General features: G+C 41.2%; 14 protein-coding genes. 13 read left to right on the forward strand and 1 reads right to left on the reverse strand.

What is annotated here, in order from left to right; genetic code table 11:
• Positions 1 to 164 precede the first annotated feature (164 nt).
• The 10 genes from HYT61_01015 (at position 165) to HYT61_01060 (ending at position 15,183) form a co-directional block, all read left to right on the forward strand.
• A complete protein-coding gene (locus HYT61_01015; protein MBI2062803.1) occupies positions 165 to 800 on the forward strand; it encodes a hypothetical protein in 636 nt (211 codons plus the stop codon).
• A gap of 1 nt (position 801) precedes the next feature.
• Positions 802 to 1,602, forward strand: coding sequence for a hypothetical protein (locus tag HYT61_01020; protein MBI2062804.1), 801 nt, complete (start codon positions 802 to 804; stop codon positions 1,600 to 1,602).
• Positions 1,572 to 3,452 carry a hypothetical protein gene (locus HYT61_01025; protein ID MBI2062805.1) on the forward strand — a complete coding sequence of 627 codons (1,881 nt, stop codon included), beginning with the start codon at positions 1,572 to 1,574 and terminating at the stop codon, positions 3,450 to 3,452. Before HYT61_01020 ends, HYT61_01025 begins: the two co-directional genes overlap by 31 nt.
• A gap of 2 nt (positions 3,453 to 3,454) precedes the next feature.
• Positions 3,455 to 5,044, forward strand: a complete 1,590-nt coding sequence (locus tag HYT61_01030; protein MBI2062806.1) for a glycosyltransferase family 39 protein — start codon at positions 3,455 to 3,457, stop codon at positions 5,042 to 5,044.
• Between the two features lie 10 nt (positions 5,045 to 5,054).
• Positions 5,055 to 6,746, forward strand: coding sequence for a tetratricopeptide repeat protein (locus HYT61_01035; protein MBI2062807.1), 1,692 nt, complete (start codon positions 5,055 to 5,057; stop codon positions 6,744 to 6,746).
• A gap of 1 nt (position 6,747) precedes the next feature.
• Positions 6,748 to 8,568 carry a tetratricopeptide repeat protein gene (locus HYT61_01040; protein MBI2062808.1) on the forward strand — a complete coding sequence of 607 codons (1,821 nt, stop codon included), beginning with the start codon at positions 6,748 to 6,750 and terminating at the stop codon, positions 8,566 to 8,568.
• Between the two features lie 77 nt (positions 8,569 to 8,645).
• The gene (locus HYT61_01045; protein MBI2062809.1) at positions 8,646 to 10,376 is read left to right on the forward strand and encodes an SH3 domain-containing protein; all 1,731 of its coding nucleotides are present in this window, start codon (positions 8,646 to 8,648) and stop codon (positions 10,374 to 10,376) included.
• 68 nt (positions 10,377 to 10,444) lie between these two features.
• Positions 10,445 to 11,716, forward strand: coding sequence for a PQQ-dependent sugar dehydrogenase (locus HYT61_01050; GenBank protein ID MBI2062810.1), 1,272 nt, complete (start codon positions 10,445 to 10,447; stop codon positions 11,714 to 11,716).
• A 142-nt stretch (positions 11,717 to 11,858) separates the two neighbouring features.
• Positions 11,859 to 12,104, forward strand: a complete 246-nt coding sequence (locus HYT61_01055; GenBank protein ID MBI2062811.1) for a hypothetical protein — start codon at positions 11,859 to 11,861, stop codon at positions 12,102 to 12,104.
• Positions 12,105 to 12,201: 97 nt separating this feature from the next.
• A complete protein-coding gene (locus tag HYT61_01060) occupies positions 12,202 to 15,183 on the forward strand; it encodes a hypothetical protein (GenBank protein MBI2062812.1) in 2,982 nt (993 codons plus the stop codon).
• Positions 15,184 to 15,235: 52 nt separating this feature from the next.
• On the opposite strand, the gene HYT61_01065 is transcribed toward HYT61_01060, so the two are convergent.
• The gene (locus HYT61_01065) at positions 15,236 to 16,444 is read right to left on the reverse strand and encodes a glycosyltransferase family 4 protein (GenBank protein ID MBI2062813.1); all 1,209 of its coding nucleotides are present in this window, start codon (positions 16,442 to 16,444) and stop codon (positions 15,236 to 15,238) included.
• A gap of 23 nt (positions 16,445 to 16,467) precedes the next feature.
• Here HYT61_01065 and HYT61_01070 point away from each other — a divergent pair, with 23 nt between their 5' ends.
• The 3 genes from HYT61_01070 to HYT61_01080 are packed head-to-tail and all read left to right on the forward strand — an operon-like array spanning position 16,468 to position 19,380.
• Positions 16,468 to 17,613 (forward strand): glycosyltransferase family 4 protein, encoded by a 1,146-nt coding sequence (locus tag HYT61_01070; GenBank protein MBI2062814.1) that lies wholly within the window; start codon positions 16,468 to 16,470, stop codon positions 17,611 to 17,613.
• Complete coding sequence (locus HYT61_01075) at positions 17,603 to 18,310, forward strand: glycosyltransferase family 2 protein (protein ID MBI2062815.1); 708 nt, start codon at positions 17,603 to 17,605, stop codon at positions 18,308 to 18,310. Before HYT61_01070 ends, HYT61_01075 begins: the two co-directional genes overlap by 11 nt.
• Positions 18,307 to 19,380: a glycosyltransferase family 4 protein gene (locus tag HYT61_01080; protein ID MBI2062816.1), complete on the forward strand. Its 1,074-nt coding sequence runs from the start codon at positions 18,307 to 18,309 to the stop codon at positions 19,378 to 19,380. Before HYT61_01075 ends, HYT61_01080 begins: the two co-directional genes overlap by 4 nt.

Here is a 19,380-nt window from a genome sequence, read left to right on the forward strand (position 1 = left end):
TACAAAATCGAGGATCCTCGATTTGTCCCGATGCCGAAGGCATCGTGGACAAATCGGGACATCCGGTTTACCTGACCTTGCAGCAGGGTTTGACCGGGTAACCAAAAACCGCTTTCGGGCGGTTTTTGGTTGCTGGATAGTGATTTTTATGCTATGTTTTTAGTATGATTAAATTTTCTTCCAAAGCGGTATTTTGGGTGCTGGTTCTTGTCGGCGGGTTTGGTTTTATTATTTTTTCCTCGGTTTCAAGAAATAATGTGTCTGACGTGGAAAATCCGTCTTCTTCATCGTTGGCCATGGTCTCACCTACTATTTCACCAGCTAACTCATCAGGCATTGTTTCCAAAATAACCAAGATCGTTTCTCCATCTCCTACGCCAAACGACGATGAATCATTTAAAGGAATTCCAAATCAGGGACTAGTCCAGACCTCCGTTCCAAAGGAGCAAATTATCGGTCCTGCAACTTGCCGTCTTGAAGGTAGCATAAACTTTATCAGTGAAGATCTTTATGAATCAAAGGGTGCTAAAATAGTTTATAATAACGTTGATAGTCCTGCGCGCCTGATTTTTTGGAAAACAACACCCGATGATGGAGTCCTGAAAATAGGGCCTAATATTTTTTCTGGATTGCCGCTTCCTAATGGTGAAAGAGAAATAGGGGTATCTATAGAAAAAGCTGCATCGGCAAAGTCTTATACTCTTACCGCTTCTGTTACCTACGGGGAAACAGACGAAAGGGATGTGGAGAAAATAAAAGAAGCATCTTGTTTTGGGATAATAACCGTTACTATGCCTTAAAATGGATCCCGTTAGAGGTCTCGCTCGCGACATAGTCGCGAGTCCGAAGGACCTTGGCGGGGCTACCTCTAACGGGATGGATTCAATTTTTGCAAAACTATTTTTATCCTTTGCTTCAATTTTGGGGGTCATTTCTGCACCGTCTTATATTCAATTAAGCACGGCCAGTGTTGTTTTTGATTACCAAACCGGGGATGGCAGGCCGCTTTACTATTTTAACCTCAAAAACATTGGGTCGCAAAAAGAAAGATTTGATGTTTCAGTAAATGTTCCTTGGATTTTTATTTCGCGCGAGGGTTACGACAATGTAACTTCTCTTTATCTTGAAAGTGAAGGTGCTGTAAATTTTACACTTGATGTAAGACCGGAGATGGTGTCCGACGGCTCTTATATTGCCGAGATTTCAATTAAGGCAGTGGATGTCTATGATTATTCAGTCATAGAAACAAAGACGATTAATGTAACATTCAACAAAAATTTTGTTGCTACTCCCGTGCCTTCTGAAACTGTGACTCCAGCACTTTCAGTAACCCCGGCTTTATTAGTTTCTCCAGTTGTTTCGTTGACCCCGACCACGGTTCCTGCATTATCCAGTTCACCGTTATTTTCTCCGACCCCGAAGCTCTCACCCTCCGAAACTTCTCCGAAAATTTCTCCAATATCAACAACCAGTCCGCCCATTCAATTACGCAGTGCGGTTACACCTGTCCCAAGTCCTTCGGCAAGTTTACAGCCCAAAACTAGTCGGGCAATCTTGCCATTTATATCATTTTGGCAGTTCCTGAGAAATTTAATTTTCTAATGTTCCGGGATAGAAAATTATGGCTGTTTTTTGTGGGCGCGATTGCGCTTAGTTTTTTGTTATATGGCAATAGTTTGGGCGGAGAATTTGTTTATGACGATAATTTTTTTTCCGATAGGCCGGAATTAAGGAATTCGACGCACTTTCTTCAAATATGGACCGAACCATACTTGCCGCAAAATCTGGCGGCCGGTCTTTATCGCCCCTTAGCTGTTTTTTCATTTGTTCTTAATTTTGTTTTATTCGGCGAGTCACCGATCAGTTTTCACCTCATTAATATAATACTTAACGGCATTGTTATTTTTCTAGTCTTTCTTCTTGTCCTTAAAATTTTCGGTGACCGCAAACTCGCAACCATTGCCGCTCTATTTTTCGCCTTTTTGCCTATCCATACCGAATCTGTAGTGTTTATCAAGTCGCGTGACGAGATACTCGCGGCTTTATTTGCCATTTGGTCGTGGCTTTTATTTATCCCGAATGAGACCGCGAGGGCACGCAGCGTGCCTCTGTCTCGTACGGGATTTATCTCCGCAACTGAAAAAATGGATTCATTAAACTGGAAAAAAATAATAGGCAGTGCCATCCTGTTTTTACTGGCGGTTTTATCCAAAGAGCTTATTATTATTGTTCCGATTTTATTTTTGACAGTTTTTTGGATAAAGCAAAAACCGAAGTTTCCGTTTTTTCTGAAAGCGGCAAGCGGCTTTTTAATAACTGGAGCTTTTTATCTTTGGTTGCGCTTTCAAATTCTTGGGCCTTACGCTTTTGGCAGTGACAAGTCATATTTTGCCATTAATCCTTTGGGGTATGTAGATTTTCAAACAAGGATATGGACGGCTTTTAAGATTGCTTTTGTGTATATTGGCAAAACCTTTGTGCCGATAAACCTTTCGGCCACTTACCACTTTAACCATTTGACCTTAGTCGGCTATTTTTTTAATTCTTGGCAAACAGTTGCGGGTTTTGTTATTTTGGTTGGTTTACTTTTTTTATTTTTCTGGAAAAGAACCCGTCTGACTCCCCTGGGCATCGGCGCGCTTTCATTTCTGATTCCTTATCTGGTCATTTCTAAAATTATATTTAAATCAGGAGATATTTTAGCCGAAAGGTGGATGTATTTCCCATCCGTGGGTTTGAGCATTATGGCCGCTTATTTGATATTATTGGTTCATAAATGGAAAAAAATTACGGCTATTGCCATTTTTATAATTGTGCTTACGGCTTATGCGGTGACTATCATTTCTCGCAATAAAATTTGGCTTTCTGATGAAAACTTATTTCGCAGTATGATAAAAACCGCGCCGAACAGTGTCCAAGGTCATTCCAATCTTGCCAATTTGTATATGCGTAACGGTAAAACCACAGAAGCGAAAATTGAAGCCGAGATCAGTTTCACAATAGATAAAGAATATCCGCCATTATTGAATACTATAGGCGGCATTGCTTTTAAGGATGGTAATTATGATTTGGCCGAAACCGCGTTCCTTAAAGCCATTGAGTTGGCTCCACATATACCATTAGGATACATTAATGCCGGCCGATTGTATTATTTGACAGGCCAATATGAAAAAACAAAAGAGATGTTTGACTCGGCGCTTGGGGCGTACGCGCATCCAAAAACCGAAGACGCTTTGATGTATGCTTTTGCATTAGCCAAGCTTAAGCAATATCAGGCAAGCATTGATACGGTGAATAAATATTTAGTCGGCAACTTCAGTGATTCCCAGGTAAAAATGATTCTGGCCGTAGATTATTTTAAGATGGGCAATATGAATGAAGCAAGAAAATATTTTAACTGGGATTCTGGCAAATCCGAGGCGGAAAAAATAAAAATTTTGCAGGCATTCTAGAAATGACACAATATACCAAAATCTTTGTCGCCGCCGCCGTTCTTTTATCGGCCGTTTTTCTTATCCCGTTTTTTAGCGCTCAAAATTTCAGTCCCTCCAGCGATGAGATAGCCCATTTGCCCAGCGGCTATTCTTATTGGAAAACAGGAGATGTTGTTTTGAATCCCCAACACCCGCCCCTGGTCAAATTATTGGCGTCTTTCCCTTTATTATTCCTGAATTTAAAATTTGATAAAAACGATAGCAACTTAGCAGGTCCTTCCGTAAATGAATGGCAATTTGGCAAAAATTTCTTATTCGGGAATGACACCGACAAGCTTCTTTTACTTGGGCGAATTGTTCCGATTCTGATATCGGTCTTGCTCGGATTTTATATTTTCAAGTGGGCTTCGGAAATGTTCAGTCGAAAGGCCGGCACCACGTCGTTGTTTATCTACGCATTTATGCCCAATATTATTGCCCATGCCCAATTCGTGACTACTGATGTGGCGGTGGCAGCTTTTTCTTTTATAACCCTTTACTATCTTTGGAAGCTGTTTAAAACCGGCAGTAAAAAATTCATTATTCATGTTGGCATTAGTTTGGGTTTGGCTTTGGGTTCAAAATTTTCCGGCGTTTTACTTATTCCCATAGTTGCCTTTTTACTTTTTGTTTATGCACGCAAAAATGCGGGCGATTATTTTTTTAAAACGAGGAGATTTTTTATTTATTCTATTTTAATCGGGGCGATTGGATTTTTGGTAATCTGGATTATTTATCTGTTCCCAACCGGTCTAGACTTTTATTTAAAAGGATTCCGCTCTGTTTATTCTGACATTTCAGCCAATTATTATTACTATCTTAACGGCAATTTTTCTCGTGACGGCTGGTGGTATTATTTTATATTTGCTTTCTTTGTAAAAACACCGATCCCGGCTTTAATTGCTTTTGCTTTATCTCTTGCGTTTTATAAAAAGTACAAATTGACCTTACTGGAAAAACAGATCATATTTATTCCGGTAGTTGTTTTTCTGTTAGCTACTATTTGGAAAGCAGGAAATATAGGAGTGAGATATATTCTTCCGATATATCCATTTCTGATCCTTTACGCCGGGGGTTTGGCCCTCCCGTTAGAAGTCTCGCTCGCGACCCTGTCGCGAGTCCGAAGGACCTTGGCGGGGCTACTTCTAACGGGATTAGCTGGCTGGTACATTTTTTCAGCGGTTAGGATTTATCCTGATTACCTGGCTTACTTTAATGAATTTGTCGGCGGGTCGGCTAATGGGTATAAATATCTTGATGATTCCAATATTGAATGGGGACAAGACTTAAAGCGTTTGGGGGCTTATCAAATTCGGCATCCGGAAACGAAAATACTTTATTCTTGGAGGAAATCTGACCCCGGTTATTACGGCATAGAAAACGATTTGTTTTCAGAAGGCATAAAGAAGCGATGGCTGTCGGAGCCTTCGGGTCGATACGCGGTCAACACGCATTTCTTGGTGCGGTTAAAACTTGAAGGTTCCATGACGCCTGACAAATACCTTAATTGGCTGGACTTATATAAACCGGTTGATAGGATTGGCTATTCTTTCCTTGTCTACGAATTTTAGTTTTGATTCAATGATTTCATCTAGGCAAAAAAAAGAGATTGTTGCAGTGTTTCTCGCGAGCATAATTTTATCGTTTTTTCTATTTGGCAATGTCATAAGTGGTAAATTTGTCGGTGATGACAATGCCGTTGTAAACAGCAGAACGGATTTGAGGAGTTTAAAAAATATCCCCGATTTTTTTACTTCATCTGCATATCCCGGTCAGGCTTCAGTCGGACTTTATAGACCCTTGACCCTTTTTTCATATGCTTTTAATTTTACGTTTTCAGAAAAACCGGCCGGTTTCCATATCCTAAACATACTCATCCACGCTCTTAATGTTGTTCTGGTTTTTTTGATAACTTGTAAGTTTACTTCCAAAAAAATCGCCTATTTTTCTTCGCTCCTTTTTTTATTTTTGCCGATCCACACGGAAGCCGTCTCATCAATTGTTGGCCGTAGTGAATTACTAAGCGTATTTTTTATTCTCTTGGCCCTTTTGTTGTTTTTGAAAAATAGACATATCTGGGCTTCTCTGGTTTTCTTATTCGCGCTTCTGTCTAAAGAATTTGCCGTTATTTTGTTGCCCTTAATCGGACTGTTGCTTTTATTTGAAGCCGTGGAAACAAAAAAATTAAAAAAATTTATCAGAATCGGACTTTTTTATCTGCCCCCGCCTGCGATTTATTTCTTTCTTCGCTATTTGGTCTTGGGTAAGTATGCTTTTGGGGGTATTATTTTTGATCATGTTACCGCTCCGCTAGCTTTTCTTAGTTTGAAAGAAAGGATTTTTAGTGGTTTTTTTAGTTTCTTTTTGTATTTAAGGAAATCTTTTTATCCCGTTGATCTTTCTCCAGACTACTATTTCAATCAAATTCCGGCGGTGCAAAACATTTTTTATTCGCCTCAAGCCATAGCCGGCCTCATTTTATTTTTGGGCTTTGTTGCGATGATTGTATTCGGTCATAAAAATTTAAAAGTGGCCGCTTCAATTTTGCTGGTTCCTTTTATTTTTATTTCAAACATGTTTTTTCTAACCAGCGGTAGTTTTGCCGAGCGCTGGTGGTATTTGCCGTCTTTCGGCCTTGCAGTTGTGGTTATGATTTTTATTGATTGGGTGATTGGTAAATACAAAAGATTAAAGCCGGTTTTTATTATTTTTTCGTTATTTTTGACAGGTTGGTTTTCTTTCGTAATAATTAAACAGAACAGAATATGGTTTAGCAATGAATCACTTTTTGTTTATGCGGCAAAGGTGTCTTCCAACAGTGCTTTTGCGAGATCTAATTTGGCCGCGGTTTATCTGGGCAAAAAGGATTTTGACAAAGCAAAAGAAGAAGTTGAGGCCGCACTGCGAATATATAATGCCCACATGCCTGCCTTAAATATTCTTGGCAAGTTGTATTGGCGGGACGGCAGGTATGAAGAAGCCGGAGCGGCGTTTGAAAAGGCAATTGAAGCGGATGTTAGGGACAGCAATAGCCGCGGTTTCTACAGAACGCTTGCATTTTTAAATCTTGATTTGGGAAATAATCGTGAAGCTTTCGCGTATATGAAAAAAGCCATTGAATTTCCCGCTGCTGGAGGAAGTGAGAAAATTATTAAGACAGATGAGATTTTATATCAAGTTCTAGAAGATTTCAAAGATCGCAAGGTGGGTTCTTATACCCAAGAAGAGGGAGAGGAATTATCCTCGCTCATAAAAATAATAAGAGGGTTCTAATATGCTGAATATAAGAGATAAAAAAATATGCATCATCATTTTAGTTGCCATCGGTTTTTTAGTCTACGCTTTTAATTTGAATGGCCCGCTTTTTTGGGATGATGATGATTGGATAAAAGGAAATGTTTTTGTTCATGATTTCTCACACCTTAAAGAAATTTTTACCCAAAATATCCTTTCTGGTTTTGGTTTGAACAGCAATTATTACCGACCTCTACTTTTGTTAAGTTTTGCCGTCAACTATGCCATCGGAGGCATTAAACCGTTGGGTTACCACCTGGTCAGCAATGGATTTCATCTTGCCAACGGGATCCTATTATTCCTCATTTTATTGGCCATTTTTAAACGGCGATTGCCGGCTTTCATTGCTGCCCTCTTATTTTTAATTCACCCGCTCCAGACCGAAGCTGTTACCTATATTTCGGGCCGCGGCGATCCAATGTCAGTGTTTTTCATGCTTCTCGCACTCTGGTTTTTTATCAAAGCCGAATCTTGCACGACATCGCAAGTCGTGCAGTTTCACAACCTGCGATGCCGTAAAAGTTGGTTATGGATTGGCGCTTCCTTGTTGTCTATGGTTGCAGCTGTGCTAAGCCGCGAAACTGCCATTTTGTTGCCGCTTTTGTTGATGGTTTTTTACATAAGTTTTCTCACTAGTGGTGGTTTTTTGATGTCATTGCGGACAGCATTTTTAAAAACATCATACTTTTGGGCGATCTCTATCGGTTACTTTGTTTTGCGTCTAACTGTTTTAAACTTTCAAAATACCCTCAATTTTTATTCCCAAGCCAGTGACTATTCCCAGCATTTAAGTTATCGGCTTTATACCTTTGGACACGTTCTTTTAGAATATTTTAAACTTATTTTTGTTCCAGTCGGGCTTCACATGGAGAGGGATTTACCGCTCAAGACATCTTTATTCCAATGGCCTGTTTGGCTTGCAGTGGTTATTGTGGTCTTAATTGTCTGGGTAGGAGTTGTGCTTTATAAGAAGGGAAGAGTTCTTAAATTAACGACATCGGATGCCGTTGCGACATCCGATGTCAGGATATGGTTTTTCGGTTGGTCATGGTTTTTTATTGGCCTTGCTCCTGTGTCAGGCATTATCCCGATTAATGCGGTGATGTATGAACACTGGCTGTATTTGCCATTGATCGGTTTATTTACTCTCATTGGCTTTTACTTGACTAAGGTATTTGACTATCTTAAATCCAAATCCCTTAATACTTACTACTTAATACTAGCTACTGCTTTCGTGATTTATGCTTCTTTCCTCGGCTATCAATCCATCAAGCGCAACATTCTCTGGGGCAAGCCGCTGGAATTTTATGAAGACATTCTGAAATATAATTCTAATACCGTGAGAATAATGAATAACCTGGGTAATCTTTACTCTGAAAAAGGTGAGATTGGTAGGGCCGAGGAAATGTACACAAAGGCCATAGAGAGTCCAAACGGAAACATTTTTGCACAACCGCATTATAATCTTGGTAACATTTATAGAGACAGAGGTGAGACAGAAAGAGCCATTGAGCAGTATAAGGAAGCCATAAAAGCCGACCCTTCTTTTCCGTTTGCCTATCAAAACCTTGCGGTAATTTACGCGGGCCGCGGCAATTTGGTGGAAGCGGCATTGATGCTGGAGGAAGTCAAAAAACTCAAGCCCCAAGATCCAAGAGTTTATTATAATCTCGGGCTTGTTTACCTGGCCCAGAACAAAAAAGACTTGGCGTTGGAAAACCTGAAGACGGCTTTTGGGTTCTCGGCTGGTGATCCGGAGGTTGCCGCTGAAATTAGAAGAATTTTGGAGGTATTGGAGTAGAAAAGAGTTTAAAAACCATCTGCTTGTGGATAACTTGTTTTGTATTGATAGAAGCGGCGTTCTATAATTAACAGCATATGATTAAAATACAATATTTCCCGCAAATGCTTGGTCGAGTTTTTTTAATTTTAACATTTTTAACCGTTTTGTTAACGGCTTTTTTATTGCTATCTGGTAGGGCTTATGCCGCAGATGCCAGCGAGCACCTATTATTCAGAGTTGATACGGAACTTAATGTTCCTAATGCCAAGGATACGAGCAATAAGGTAACAGTTAGGTGGTATTGCGATGGTGCTTCTACTTTTGGTGAGGTAACCGACAATACCGGTTCAGAAAGTACTGACTCCCTGGACGGTATTATTAGAGTCGCTTCTAACTCCAAAGAAATGACGGATGCCAGCTGTACTATCGGGGCCAGTGAAACCTTGAGGGCATCAGTTTCTTTAGATGGTTGGCTGGAAAGAGAGTGGACGGTAACCTCGTTTCCGGGAGCTTCGACTGCCGCCGATTTTGACGTTGGCGTCTTTACTCAAAGGGCGAGCATGGACTATACGATTGTGGTAAATGGTATTACTGATGAATTAAGTACCGATCTGACTTTAAATGGTGGCACGAACGCATCTGCTTCCTATGACGGTACAGTTGCTTCCCAGTCGTACAGTAATTATCTTCCTTTGGGGGCTGGGACTTGGAAGAAATATATTGCCGGTACTACCACAGGCGGAAATGTTCATGGTTATCGTAATGGTTATGTCCGTGCGACTACAACCACGATCTTAACGATTAATTCTACTACGTCTACCTCAGTTGATTTTGGTACTTCAGATACAAGTGCCCACAACGAAAGTGGTTTAGCGTTTGCCATTAAGGCGCAGGTATATGAAAGAGGTGGAGACTTCACTAACTATAAAGTTACGAGTGGAACGGTTACGGCAGGAGATAGTTTGGGAACAAACTGCACGGCCGGTACGGGGAGCAATGCTGGTTATTGGTATTGCGCGGTTCCTTTGGCTGAGACCGACATAACAGCCCAATTTAGCCATGACAATTGGAATACTACCACGGCAACATATACTGATAGGACGGCCAAAGCTGATGCCCAGCAGACACCCACAATTTTACCCACAAGAAAAGCAATCGGCGGAAGTTGTGCCAGTTGTGCTTCAACGGAGCCAGTTGTTACAGAATCTTCACCAACCCCCACCCCCGAACCTGGCGTAAGTCCAACCCCGATACCGGAAGTTACACCTACGCCCATGCCGTCAGACGGACCCAAGAAACTTTATCGCAAGGTAGCCGATCCTAAAGTATATGTCCAAGGAGCAGATGGCATGTTGTCATGGATCAGGACTCTTGAAGATTTCAATGCCGCTGGTTACAATTGGGCTGATGTGCAAGTAATTTCAGGTCCGGAGTTTGCGCAATTGAAAATTGAGCCGAGTTCTATAACAGCCAAACTTTTTAGAAAAGCAAATGAGCCGAAGGTTTACGTTCAAGGAGATGGCGGAACATTAACCTGGGTTAAGACCCTCGAAGATTTCAATGCCGCTGGTTACAATTGGGCCGACGTTCAACAAATTACCGGTGAGGAGTTTGGCAAAATGAAAGTAGGCGGTCAAATAAGAGTGGTTAAAGATATATCATTTTTGAGGGTACGCAGCGGTCCATCAACCAAAAATGCAATCTTGGGCACAGTGGTACCCGGACGATTACTGCAGTTTTATGAATGGACTAATGGTTGGTATAAGATTAAAAAAGATGACGGTAGTTTCGGCTGGGTGCATGGCGGATATGTCAGTGAAATATAAACCAAAATATATAATAACCCAAAAACGCCCGTGTGGCGTTTTTGGGTTATGGAATTAAACCTTGTAGTATGGGCAAGCTTAAGGTTCTAAAATCAATCGTCTGTATTTTTGTGATTGTGCTAGTGGTTGCTGTTTTGTTTCAGTTTGATTCCGGGCCGGTTAAAAAAGTTGATTTTTTAAGTGTGCCGGAGGGATTTCAAGTTACCAAATTTGCCGAGGGACTTATTAATCCGCGCGTCATTGCCTTTGACCCCAAAGGTAGAATGTTGATAAGCGAGCCCCAAGAGGGTAAAGTTTTGATTTTAGAAGATAAAAACAAAGATGATGCCGCTGATTCAAAGAAGGTTTTACTTGACGGGTTACGCTTGCCACACGGCCTTGATTTTTATAAAGATTCAGAAACAGGAACAATTTATCTTTATGTTGCCGAAACGCATAGGGTTGCGCGTTATGTTTACGATGTAAAAACCGGCGACATTGATGAAGCGCAAAAAACTTCCCCGCAAACTATTGCCAATCTTCCTGCTGATGGCGGGCACTTTACGCGCACGATCGCTCTGGGTCCCAATTACCGCACCCAACCCATTCTTAACGGACAGCTTCAAAAGGAAACCATGAGCGAAACCAAGCTTTATATCAGTGTGGGTTCATCTTGCGATGTTTGTGTTGAGACCGAAACCTGGAAGAGAGCGGCAATATTGGAGTCAGATCCGGAAGGAAGTTTTGTTGCTGAATTTGCCGGTGGGTTGCGTAATTCAGTATTTTTTACATTCCATCCTGTGACTGGTGAAATTTGGGCGACAGAGATGGGTCGCGATAATCTTGGCGATGAACTACCGCCTGACGAGATTAACATGGTCAAAGTTGCTGGACAGCATGACGATTACGGCGCCAAAAAATACGGTTGGCCGTTTTGCTATGGTGACAGGACACGAGATAACTCTTTTAATCCATCCAAAATTGATCGCACTGACATACCAACTGATTGTGCCAAAACTTATCCGCCTGCCATTGAGATTCCGGCTCATTCGGCGCCTCTCGGTCTGGCCTTCATAACAAGCAATAAATGGCCCAAGGAGTGGCGTAACGACCTTCTGGTGGCTTACCACGGTTCGTGGAATCGCAGCGAGCCAAGGGGTTATAAAATCGTGAGATTTGAATTGGATGAAAACGGTTTACCCTCCGAAACCCTGGCGAAGGATGGCGTGGACTTCATAACCGGTTTTTACGATGGTCGTAACACTCTTGGTCGTCCGGTTGATATCAAATTCGGCCCTGACGGCGCGTTGTATATATCAGACGATGCGGCGGGAATCATATTTAGAGTTAGTCCAAACTAATTGTGGATAACTGCTTTTGCATAGTTTAGCAGAGAAACATAAAATTAGGTCATAAACTCTGTTTATAAATTTTTTAATATGCAACAAAACTCAAACTTGCTAAAATAATTTTTTGGCCGGCGGTTTTTTTGCAATAAGCAATTTGATTAACAAGAAACTGTTATGGGCGATTATCATCGCGGTCGGCGTTTTGGGTTATTTTGTTGGCGATTGGCGGGGATATTCAAAATCTCAGGCTGAGGTCAAAAAAGCCCAGGAAGTGGCAGGCCAGAAAGCCGCTGAAGATGCGGCAAAAGCCGCTAACCCCTTCAAGGCAACTAATCCGCTTGAAGGCGTAGAGGCCAATCCTTTTGAAGAAGCCAAAAAGGTTCTCAATCCATTTAACTAAATTATTAGTTATTGATCATTTATCATTGATTAATAACGATTAATAACTGATGATGAATTTATATTTTTATAAAAACTATTTGGTCGTATCACTAATTATGGCCGGAGTCTTTTTGGCATCGGTTTTTTTGTTTTCAACTTTATTTACTCAAGCCGCTGAAGAGGCGCAAATCCAAGCCGCCATTGAGGACTTAAGTTCTGCTGTTGGGCAGGATATAAAATCGGAGGAACAAGCGAAAGAACTGTGCAATCAGGAGCAATATCTTGATATTTGCGCAGATATCGGGAAGAAGCACGGTCTTTACACAGAAGTCGAAGTGGCGCAAGTGGACGCCTTTTTAAATGAAGTAAAGGGGCAGGTTTTGGAGGATATAAAAGCCTGCCAGGATGAGTCATGTTTGATAAAAGTTGCCAACTTATTGGCTCAAAAAGTTAAGGTTAATAACCCGACTTTGGCTACTAATTTTAAATTAACCTCTACAATTATTGAACAAAAAAACTCTGTTATTCAGGCTGCCAAGGAGGTTGGTGTTAATTTTCGTGACTGCGAGGCAATGAATCCAGATACGGCTCCAGTTGATTTATTAAGGAAGTGCGCCAAATTAGCCAAAGATTCTCGTGTTCAAAAATACATACCGGAAGAAAAAAGGTTACTCGCCGCGGAGTTTGAAGACTCAGCCACTATTAAATTAAGAGAAGCCCTGTCTGCCGGCAAGTACCAATGTGGCGACGGAACTCTTGAGGGGTGCGGAAACTTTTGCTTGAATCCGATTCAAGGAACTAGTATTCCTCCGGTCTGCTCTCAAATCGCTTCTGAAATATTCGGATCAGAAGGGGTAAAACAATTGGAAGCGGCCCATCAACAAGTCGGGCAAGTCAAAGATTATTACTCTAAAAAATTTATTCTCGTATTGCCTGATGGTAGTGAAATAGTAGGTGAAAGACAGATAAGGAATAGATGCGACCAGGCATTTTCCAATCGTAACTTAGAAGTTGCCAGGGCTTGTGGCAGTTTTGCAGTAAGTAATGGGTTTGTCTCTCAAGCTGAAGTGGACAAGGGGCTTAAATTAATGGAGTCGTTCACTCAAAAGAGCCAGAATGTTAACTTTGAGCAGTGTTTATCTAATCCCGCCTCTTGCCGCGATTTTCTTCCCGAAGATGAGATTGGGAGTTTTGACGCTGGTAATCAGATATTTGAAATTATGAAGACAGAAATTGGCTTTGACCCGCAACAATGCGAACGTGGCGCGGTTGATGAGTCCATTGGTAAAAAATGTTTTGAAGGTTCAAAGAGGGCTTTGGCAAAAATGGAAAGTTTGGGTCTTGCCGGCCAATCGCGGGAAGCCCGATTTATTATTGAGGATATTAAGAGACATGTTTCCGAGGGGGAAAATTTAATCAAAAGAAAAGATGAATTCAGGGAGGTGTTCAACCAGCAAGGCGGCCCAGGCGGATGTCGGTCAGAGGGGGAATGTTACTCCTATTGTTCTAATCCTACCAATGGTCCGGAATGTATTTCCTTTGGGGCCAAGCAAAATATTTCTGGTTTCAGAGGACAGGAAGCAGTGCAAAAGTTACAAGAATATAATCAAAATCTTCAAAGGCCTGGTTTGACTTCAGATAGCCAGTACCCCCAATTTCCTGGGCAAGGCCCTTACCCGGGTTTCCAGCCTGGTTATGTCCCGCCAGGACAAGTTCCTGGATTTACCCAGCCTGGTCCCGGGTTCAATCCTCCGCCAGGGACGGGACCGATTGGACCGTCTCCGGAATGTTTTGCCGCGATTCAGTCAGGCGATTTTATAAAAGCGAAAGCGGTTTGCACCTCTCCCAACATATCAGACGATCATACCTCAACATGTCAGGCCAGGCCGTATATAGAGTGTCCGGCAGGCCAGTATCATGCCGAATCATTTAGAAATGAAGACGGTTGTTGGATAGACGGACCTTGTACGATTCCGAGTTACTCGCCGGGACTTTATCCAACCTATTCTCCATACCCAACTGGTTCCCAGGGGCCATACCCGACATATTCACCAGGTACTAATAGTGGTTGGATAAATAAGACCTGGAGTTTTAAAGACGGTTCTACGCAACACTCATCAATTCTTAACAGAATAGACAGTGAATATGCCGGTCATATAAATAGGGTGTATAATGACTGTTTGAATAAATACTTTGCCGGTTGGAAACCTGGCGGCGGCGACCAGAATAATTGGCAAGAATTCGGTATTCCTGTTTGTTCTGATACCGCATCAACTACGGTTTCGCCTTTTCCGACCTATTCTCCATACCCAACTGGTTCCACTTATCCAACTTATTCGCCAGGTCCAGGTTCTGGTGGTTGTCCGTCAGGTTATCATTATCATGGCGAATCAGGGGGGTTCTGCATGAACGACCAGGAAAATTATGGCGGTACTTGTTATGATTCTGTCGGTACAAGTAGGATTACTTGTCCTACCCAGCCGACATATTCTCCTTATCCATCATCTTCTTCTTGTCCGTCAGGTCAATGGTGGGATAGTGTAACGAGTTCTTGTAGATCAAATACTTCATATGGAGGTTGTACGGGTACAAGCCAGTCATCTTGTACATCAGTAGCAAATTGTTATTGGAACTCTGCTGATAACTATTGTTTTTATCAAAGCACAAGCTATACCCCATCTCCAACCTGCTCCTCTACTCAATATTGGAATGGTTCATCTTGTGTAGACAACTCCACGACTTCTACATATACACCCTATCCGACGTCCACTTACACGACTACTTATACACCACCACCATCATGCTCATCAGACCAATACTGGGATGGAAGCGCTTGTGTGGCTAACCCGACTCCTTATCCTACGGCTGATCCTGCTACTGCGTGTGCTAATTCTGGAGGAACTTGGGATGGCTCGACTTGTCTATATACGACGCCACCCCCAACATCTGGCCTCTTTCCTAGCTATATAGTAACGCACTGTCAGCAGTTAGGAAGGAGCTGGAATGGTAAAATTTGCGAAGCAAACGGACTTTTCGCACGATTCTATGAGAATAGCGGTCTGGCCAGTATATTGCGTCTTTTCTATATGGTTCACTAGAAGCAATAGGAGGTAAACTAAAATCCGCTTTAAAGCGGATTTTAGTTTGACATTACAACAAATCGTTTATCCTTGCTACCATCTTGTCGAGTGAAAATTTGAATAAAACAGTTTGATGAGCTTGGATGCCAAGTTCTTTACGCATAGCTTCATCGTCGGCGAGCTTCACGATTGCTTGGGCGAGCGCTTGTGGATTGCGTGGTGCGACAAGAAGCCCATTTTTTTCGTTTTCAATTATTTCCGGGTTTGCACCAACGGCAGTAGCTATTACTGGCAATTTGGCTGACATTGCTTCAAGCAGAGCCCACGGGAATCCTTCTTTGACGGAAGGCAGAATAAAAATATCAAAAGCGGTGAGATATCTGTAAGCATTGGGAATTCTGCCAGCTAGGAAAATATGATTTTCCAGTTTAAGATTCGAGATTTTAGATTTGATATTTTCACACTCCGGACCGTCGCCGATTATAACTAAAGTAACTGGTAACTGGTAACTAGTAACTAGTAATTTGAATGCCCCAATCAGATACTCTAGACCTTTGGTTTTGTAGAAGTTGGCTATCGTTCCGATTATTAAATTTTCCTGCAGAAAACTGGAGTGTTTTTGTGACGGTGGCAATAGTTCGTATAGACGTATTTTTGCTTCGTCTTTGTCTAAAAAATCAAGTTTGTACGGGTCTATGCCGTTATAAATTAAAACTACTTCTTTGCGAGGCCTAATGGCATATTTTCTGGCTTGTTCGTAGTCGTGCCCGTTGTTGACGATGATGTAGTCCTTCCATGGGGCACTGATTTTTTCCAACTGACGGTAGAACAGACGTTTCCACAAGGGCCACGGATCGTTAAATGTCCAGCCGCCGATGCGGTAAATAGTTTTGGGACGAGTAGTACGTAGTAAGAAGTGCGTAGTAAGGGAGCCTATAAATCCTGCCTTGGAACTGTTTAAAAAAAGTGTATCCGGCCCAAACTCATTTATTATTTTTTTAAGTTCAAATGCCGAAGCGATATCGTTTAGAATGTTGGGATTGCGCCGCAAGTGCTTCGAAACTATATAGCTAATGTTTTGTGGCAACAAATTTTTAATTTCTTTATTTCCTTCGCGGCCAGCAACGACAGCGCATTCAAACTTTCCCAGATCTAAATTATTCAGCAATTGTGATAAAAACTTTTGCGCTCCGCCCAATTCAGACATTGTAATTACGAACAAAACCCTTCTTTTGGGGTTATTTTTTGCATGTTCTTTGGGGTTGATTTTATCGTCCATTTATGATAATATAATAAATTAAAATGGAAAAAAATTCAAATAGGATTATTTTGTTTACCACCGCATTTCGTCCGTTCATTGGCGGTTCAGAACTTGCCATAGAAGAGATTGCCAAACGTTTGCCGGACGTTAATTTTGACATAATCACTCCAAGATATACTCGTAAATTAAAGAAACTTGAAGACTTTGGCCATGTGCGTATTTTTAGGGTTGGCTGGGGAATGTTGGGCGATAAAATTTTCTTTCCAATTTCAGGATTTTTGACGGCCAGACGGATATCGCACCTGAATAACTACGCTATTATCCATGCTTACCAGGCCTCATATGGCGGGGGAGCTGCTTATCTTTTCAAACTTTTTAATTCGGCGGCCAAATTCATTCTTACTTTGCAGGAAGGCAAAGATCTTGATCACCAGGGATTTTGGATAAGGTTTTTACGCAAAATTGTTATAAAAAGGGCCGATGTTATTACGGTAATCAGTAATTATCTTCAAGATTATGCCAGGAGATTTAACAAAAAGGCAAAAATCACTATTATTCCCAACGGAGTTGATATAAAGAACTTCAGTAAAGAATATAGTTATGGTGAACTATCAGAATTAGCCGACCGGCTCGGCATTAAGCCCGGTGAAAAAGTTATAATCAGCGTATCGCGCCTTGTTCCCAAAAACGGCCTGGATGTTTTGGTTCGAGCCTTTGGTTTTTTAAATCAGGAGCCAGAAACCAGAAATTACAAATTGGTTTTTGTCGGTGATGGCGAACAAAAAAATGAATTAATCGGATTGGCAAAAGAATCAGGCGTTTTTCAAAATATAATCTTTGCTGGCCCCACAAGCCACGCCGAATTACCAAAATATCTTAAAATTTCCGATGTATTTGTGAGACCTTCTCGTTCAGAGGGACTGGGTAGCGCATTTTTGGAAGCGATGGCAACCGGTACGCCCGTAATCGGTACAAAAGTCGGGGGCATACCCGATTTCTTGAAAAACAAGGAAACGGGACTCTTTGCTGAAGCCGGCAACCCTAAAAATCTTGCCGAAAAAATTAATTTAATTTTATCCGACAAGGAATTAAGGGATAAGATTATAAAAAATGCAAAAGAATTGATTGTTCAGAAGTATGATTGGGATAAAATAGCCGGCGAATTCAAGAAATTATATGAAGCTTAGCGTTATTATACCTGTTTTTAATGAAGTCAAAACCTTGGGGGTGATTTTAGAATTGGTAGAAAGAGTGGTTATGGGGTTAGAAAAAGAAATCATAGTTGTTGATGACTGTTCAACTGATGGTACGAGAGAAATACTGCAGAAACTGGAAGGCAAAGTAAAGATTTTTTACCAGCCAAAAAATATGGGCAAAGGCGCGGCCGTAAAAAGGGGGTTTGCCGAAGCCACGGGCGATTTGACGGTTATTCAAGACGCTGACTTGGAATATAGTCCGCAAGAATATCCAGATTTGATAAAACCGATTATCAACGGAAAAGCGGATGTCGTGTATGGGTCCCGCTTTTTAAAAGCGGATGTGTCTAAAAAAAATAAAATTATTTATAAGCGCGGTTATTTTTTTAGCAAAGCGCTTAATTGGTTTTCCAATGCTTTGGCAGGTCTCCGTCTTACCGACATGTATACTTGCTATAAAGTATTTTCCAAAGATGCGGTTGAAAGAATTTGTCCGCGGCTAAAGTCAAATAGGTTTGGTATTGATCCCGAACTAACTGCTTGGGTGGCTAAATTTAATTTTAGGATAATTGAAGTGCCGATTTCTTATAGGGGTAGAACATACGAAGATGGTAAAAAGATAAATTGGAAAGATGGTTTAGCGGCAATTTGGCACATAACTATGTTTAATTTGTTTACCAAGAAATGAACTTCACGAAAAGTATTTTAATAACGGGAGACAATTATGGCAGTAAAGTAAATGATCCGTTTTCATACGGCCGTGTTTTGGCGCAAGAATTGTCAAAAAATCTCAAAGTTTATTTATCGGGTAGTTTTTTGAAAATGTTAAAAATAGCTGCCGACGTTGATGCGGTTTTTGCTTTATCGCCGTTGGGTAGCGGTTACAGTGGTTACATTTCTGCCGGATTTCGTAAGAAAAAGTTTTTCATCAAAATTGACGACGATTATGCCTGGCGGGCTGCCATTGAAAGCGGTAAAACCTATTTTTTAGCGAGTGACTTCCAGAAATCCAAAAAAACCAGCCGAATAGCCGCGCTGCATAAAAGGCAAATCCGGCTTTGTCATAAAGCCGAACTGGTAATCGTACCATCTAAATTTATGTCGGACGTTGTACATAGTTGGGGCATAGAACAAGAAAAAATAAAAACAATTTCCGATCCGGTTAATTTTTCTGCAGTGCCTATTAGCAAGGAAGAAGCAAGAAAGAAAGTTGCAATTCCGGGAAATTTGCTTGTTTCTGTCGGTTCGCTGGTGCCTTGGAATGGCTTTAGAATGCTTATTAAATTAATGCCCCAGATTAGCACCATTAATCAATTTTTTCGTCTTATTATAATTGGGGACGGGCCGGAATATAAAACACTTAAAACCATGATTAAAAATATGGGTCTTGATAAAAAAGTTAGTTTGGTTGGACACAAAAATCAAGAAGAACTGGATTTGTTTTTGGCCGCTTCTGATATGTTTGTTTTGAATAGTGGCCATGAGCCTTTTCCGAACAATGTAATCAAGGCAATGGCTTGTGGAACCCCGGTTATAACTACTGCTGTGGGTGCCAATACAGAAATAATTAAGCAGGGCGAGAATGGTTTCATGGTAAGATATAATGATGAATTTAATCTGATTGAGGCTATAAAAACTGTTTGGCAAATGCCCGAATTGAGGGAACGGTTTACGGAAGAAGGCAAAAAAACAGCGGAATCTTTTAGTTTGGATAAGACAATTAAAGAAACTGCCAAAGTTATAAATTCTAAATTATAA

Source organism: Candidatus Yanofskybacteria bacterium (genome assembly GCA_016181175.1).
Taxonomy (GTDB): domain Bacteria; phylum Patescibacteriota; class Minisyncoccia; order 2-02-FULL-40-12; family IGHO2-01-FULL-4-A; genus 2-01-FULL-44-17.

Coding starts and splice junctions, on each gene's coding strand:
- HYT61_01015 (MBI2062803.1), top strand. CDS start 165: ATGATTAAATTTTCTTCCAAAGCGGTATTTTGGGTGCTGGTTCTTGTC.
- HYT61_01020 (MBI2062804.1), top strand. CDS start 802: ATGGATCCCGTTAGAGGTCTCGCTCGCGACATAGTCGCGAGTCCGAAG.
- HYT61_01030 (MBI2062806.1), top strand. CDS start 3,455: ATGACACAATATACCAAAATCTTTGTCGCCGCCGCCGTTCTTTTATCG.
- HYT61_01035 (MBI2062807.1), top strand. CDS start 5,055: ATGATTTCATCTAGGCAAAAAAAAGAGATTGTTGCAGTGTTTCTCGCG.
- HYT61_01040 (MBI2062808.1), top strand. CDS start 6,748: ATGCTGAATATAAGAGATAAAAAAATATGCATCATCATTTTAGTTGCC.
- HYT61_01045 (MBI2062809.1), top strand. CDS start 8,646: ATGATTAAAATACAATATTTCCCGCAAATGCTTGGTCGAGTTTTTTTA.
- HYT61_01050 (MBI2062810.1), top strand. CDS start 10,445: ATGGGCAAGCTTAAGGTTCTAAAATCAATCGTCTGTATTTTTGTGATT.
- HYT61_01060 (MBI2062812.1), top strand. CDS start 12,202: ATGGCCGGAGTCTTTTTGGCATCGGTTTTTTTGTTTTCAACTTTATTT.
- HYT61_01065 (MBI2062813.1), bottom strand. CDS start 16,444: ATGGACGATAAAATCAACCCCAAAGAACATGCAAAAAATAACCCCAAA.
- HYT61_01070 (MBI2062814.1), top strand. CDS start 16,468: ATGGAAAAAAATTCAAATAGGATTATTTTGTTTACCACCGCATTTCGT.
- HYT61_01075 (MBI2062815.1), top strand. CDS start 17,603: ATGAAGCTTAGCGTTATTATACCTGTTTTTAATGAAGTCAAAACCTTG.
- HYT61_01080 (MBI2062816.1), top strand. CDS start 18,307: ATGAACTTCACGAAAAGTATTTTAATAACGGGAGACAATTATGGCAGT.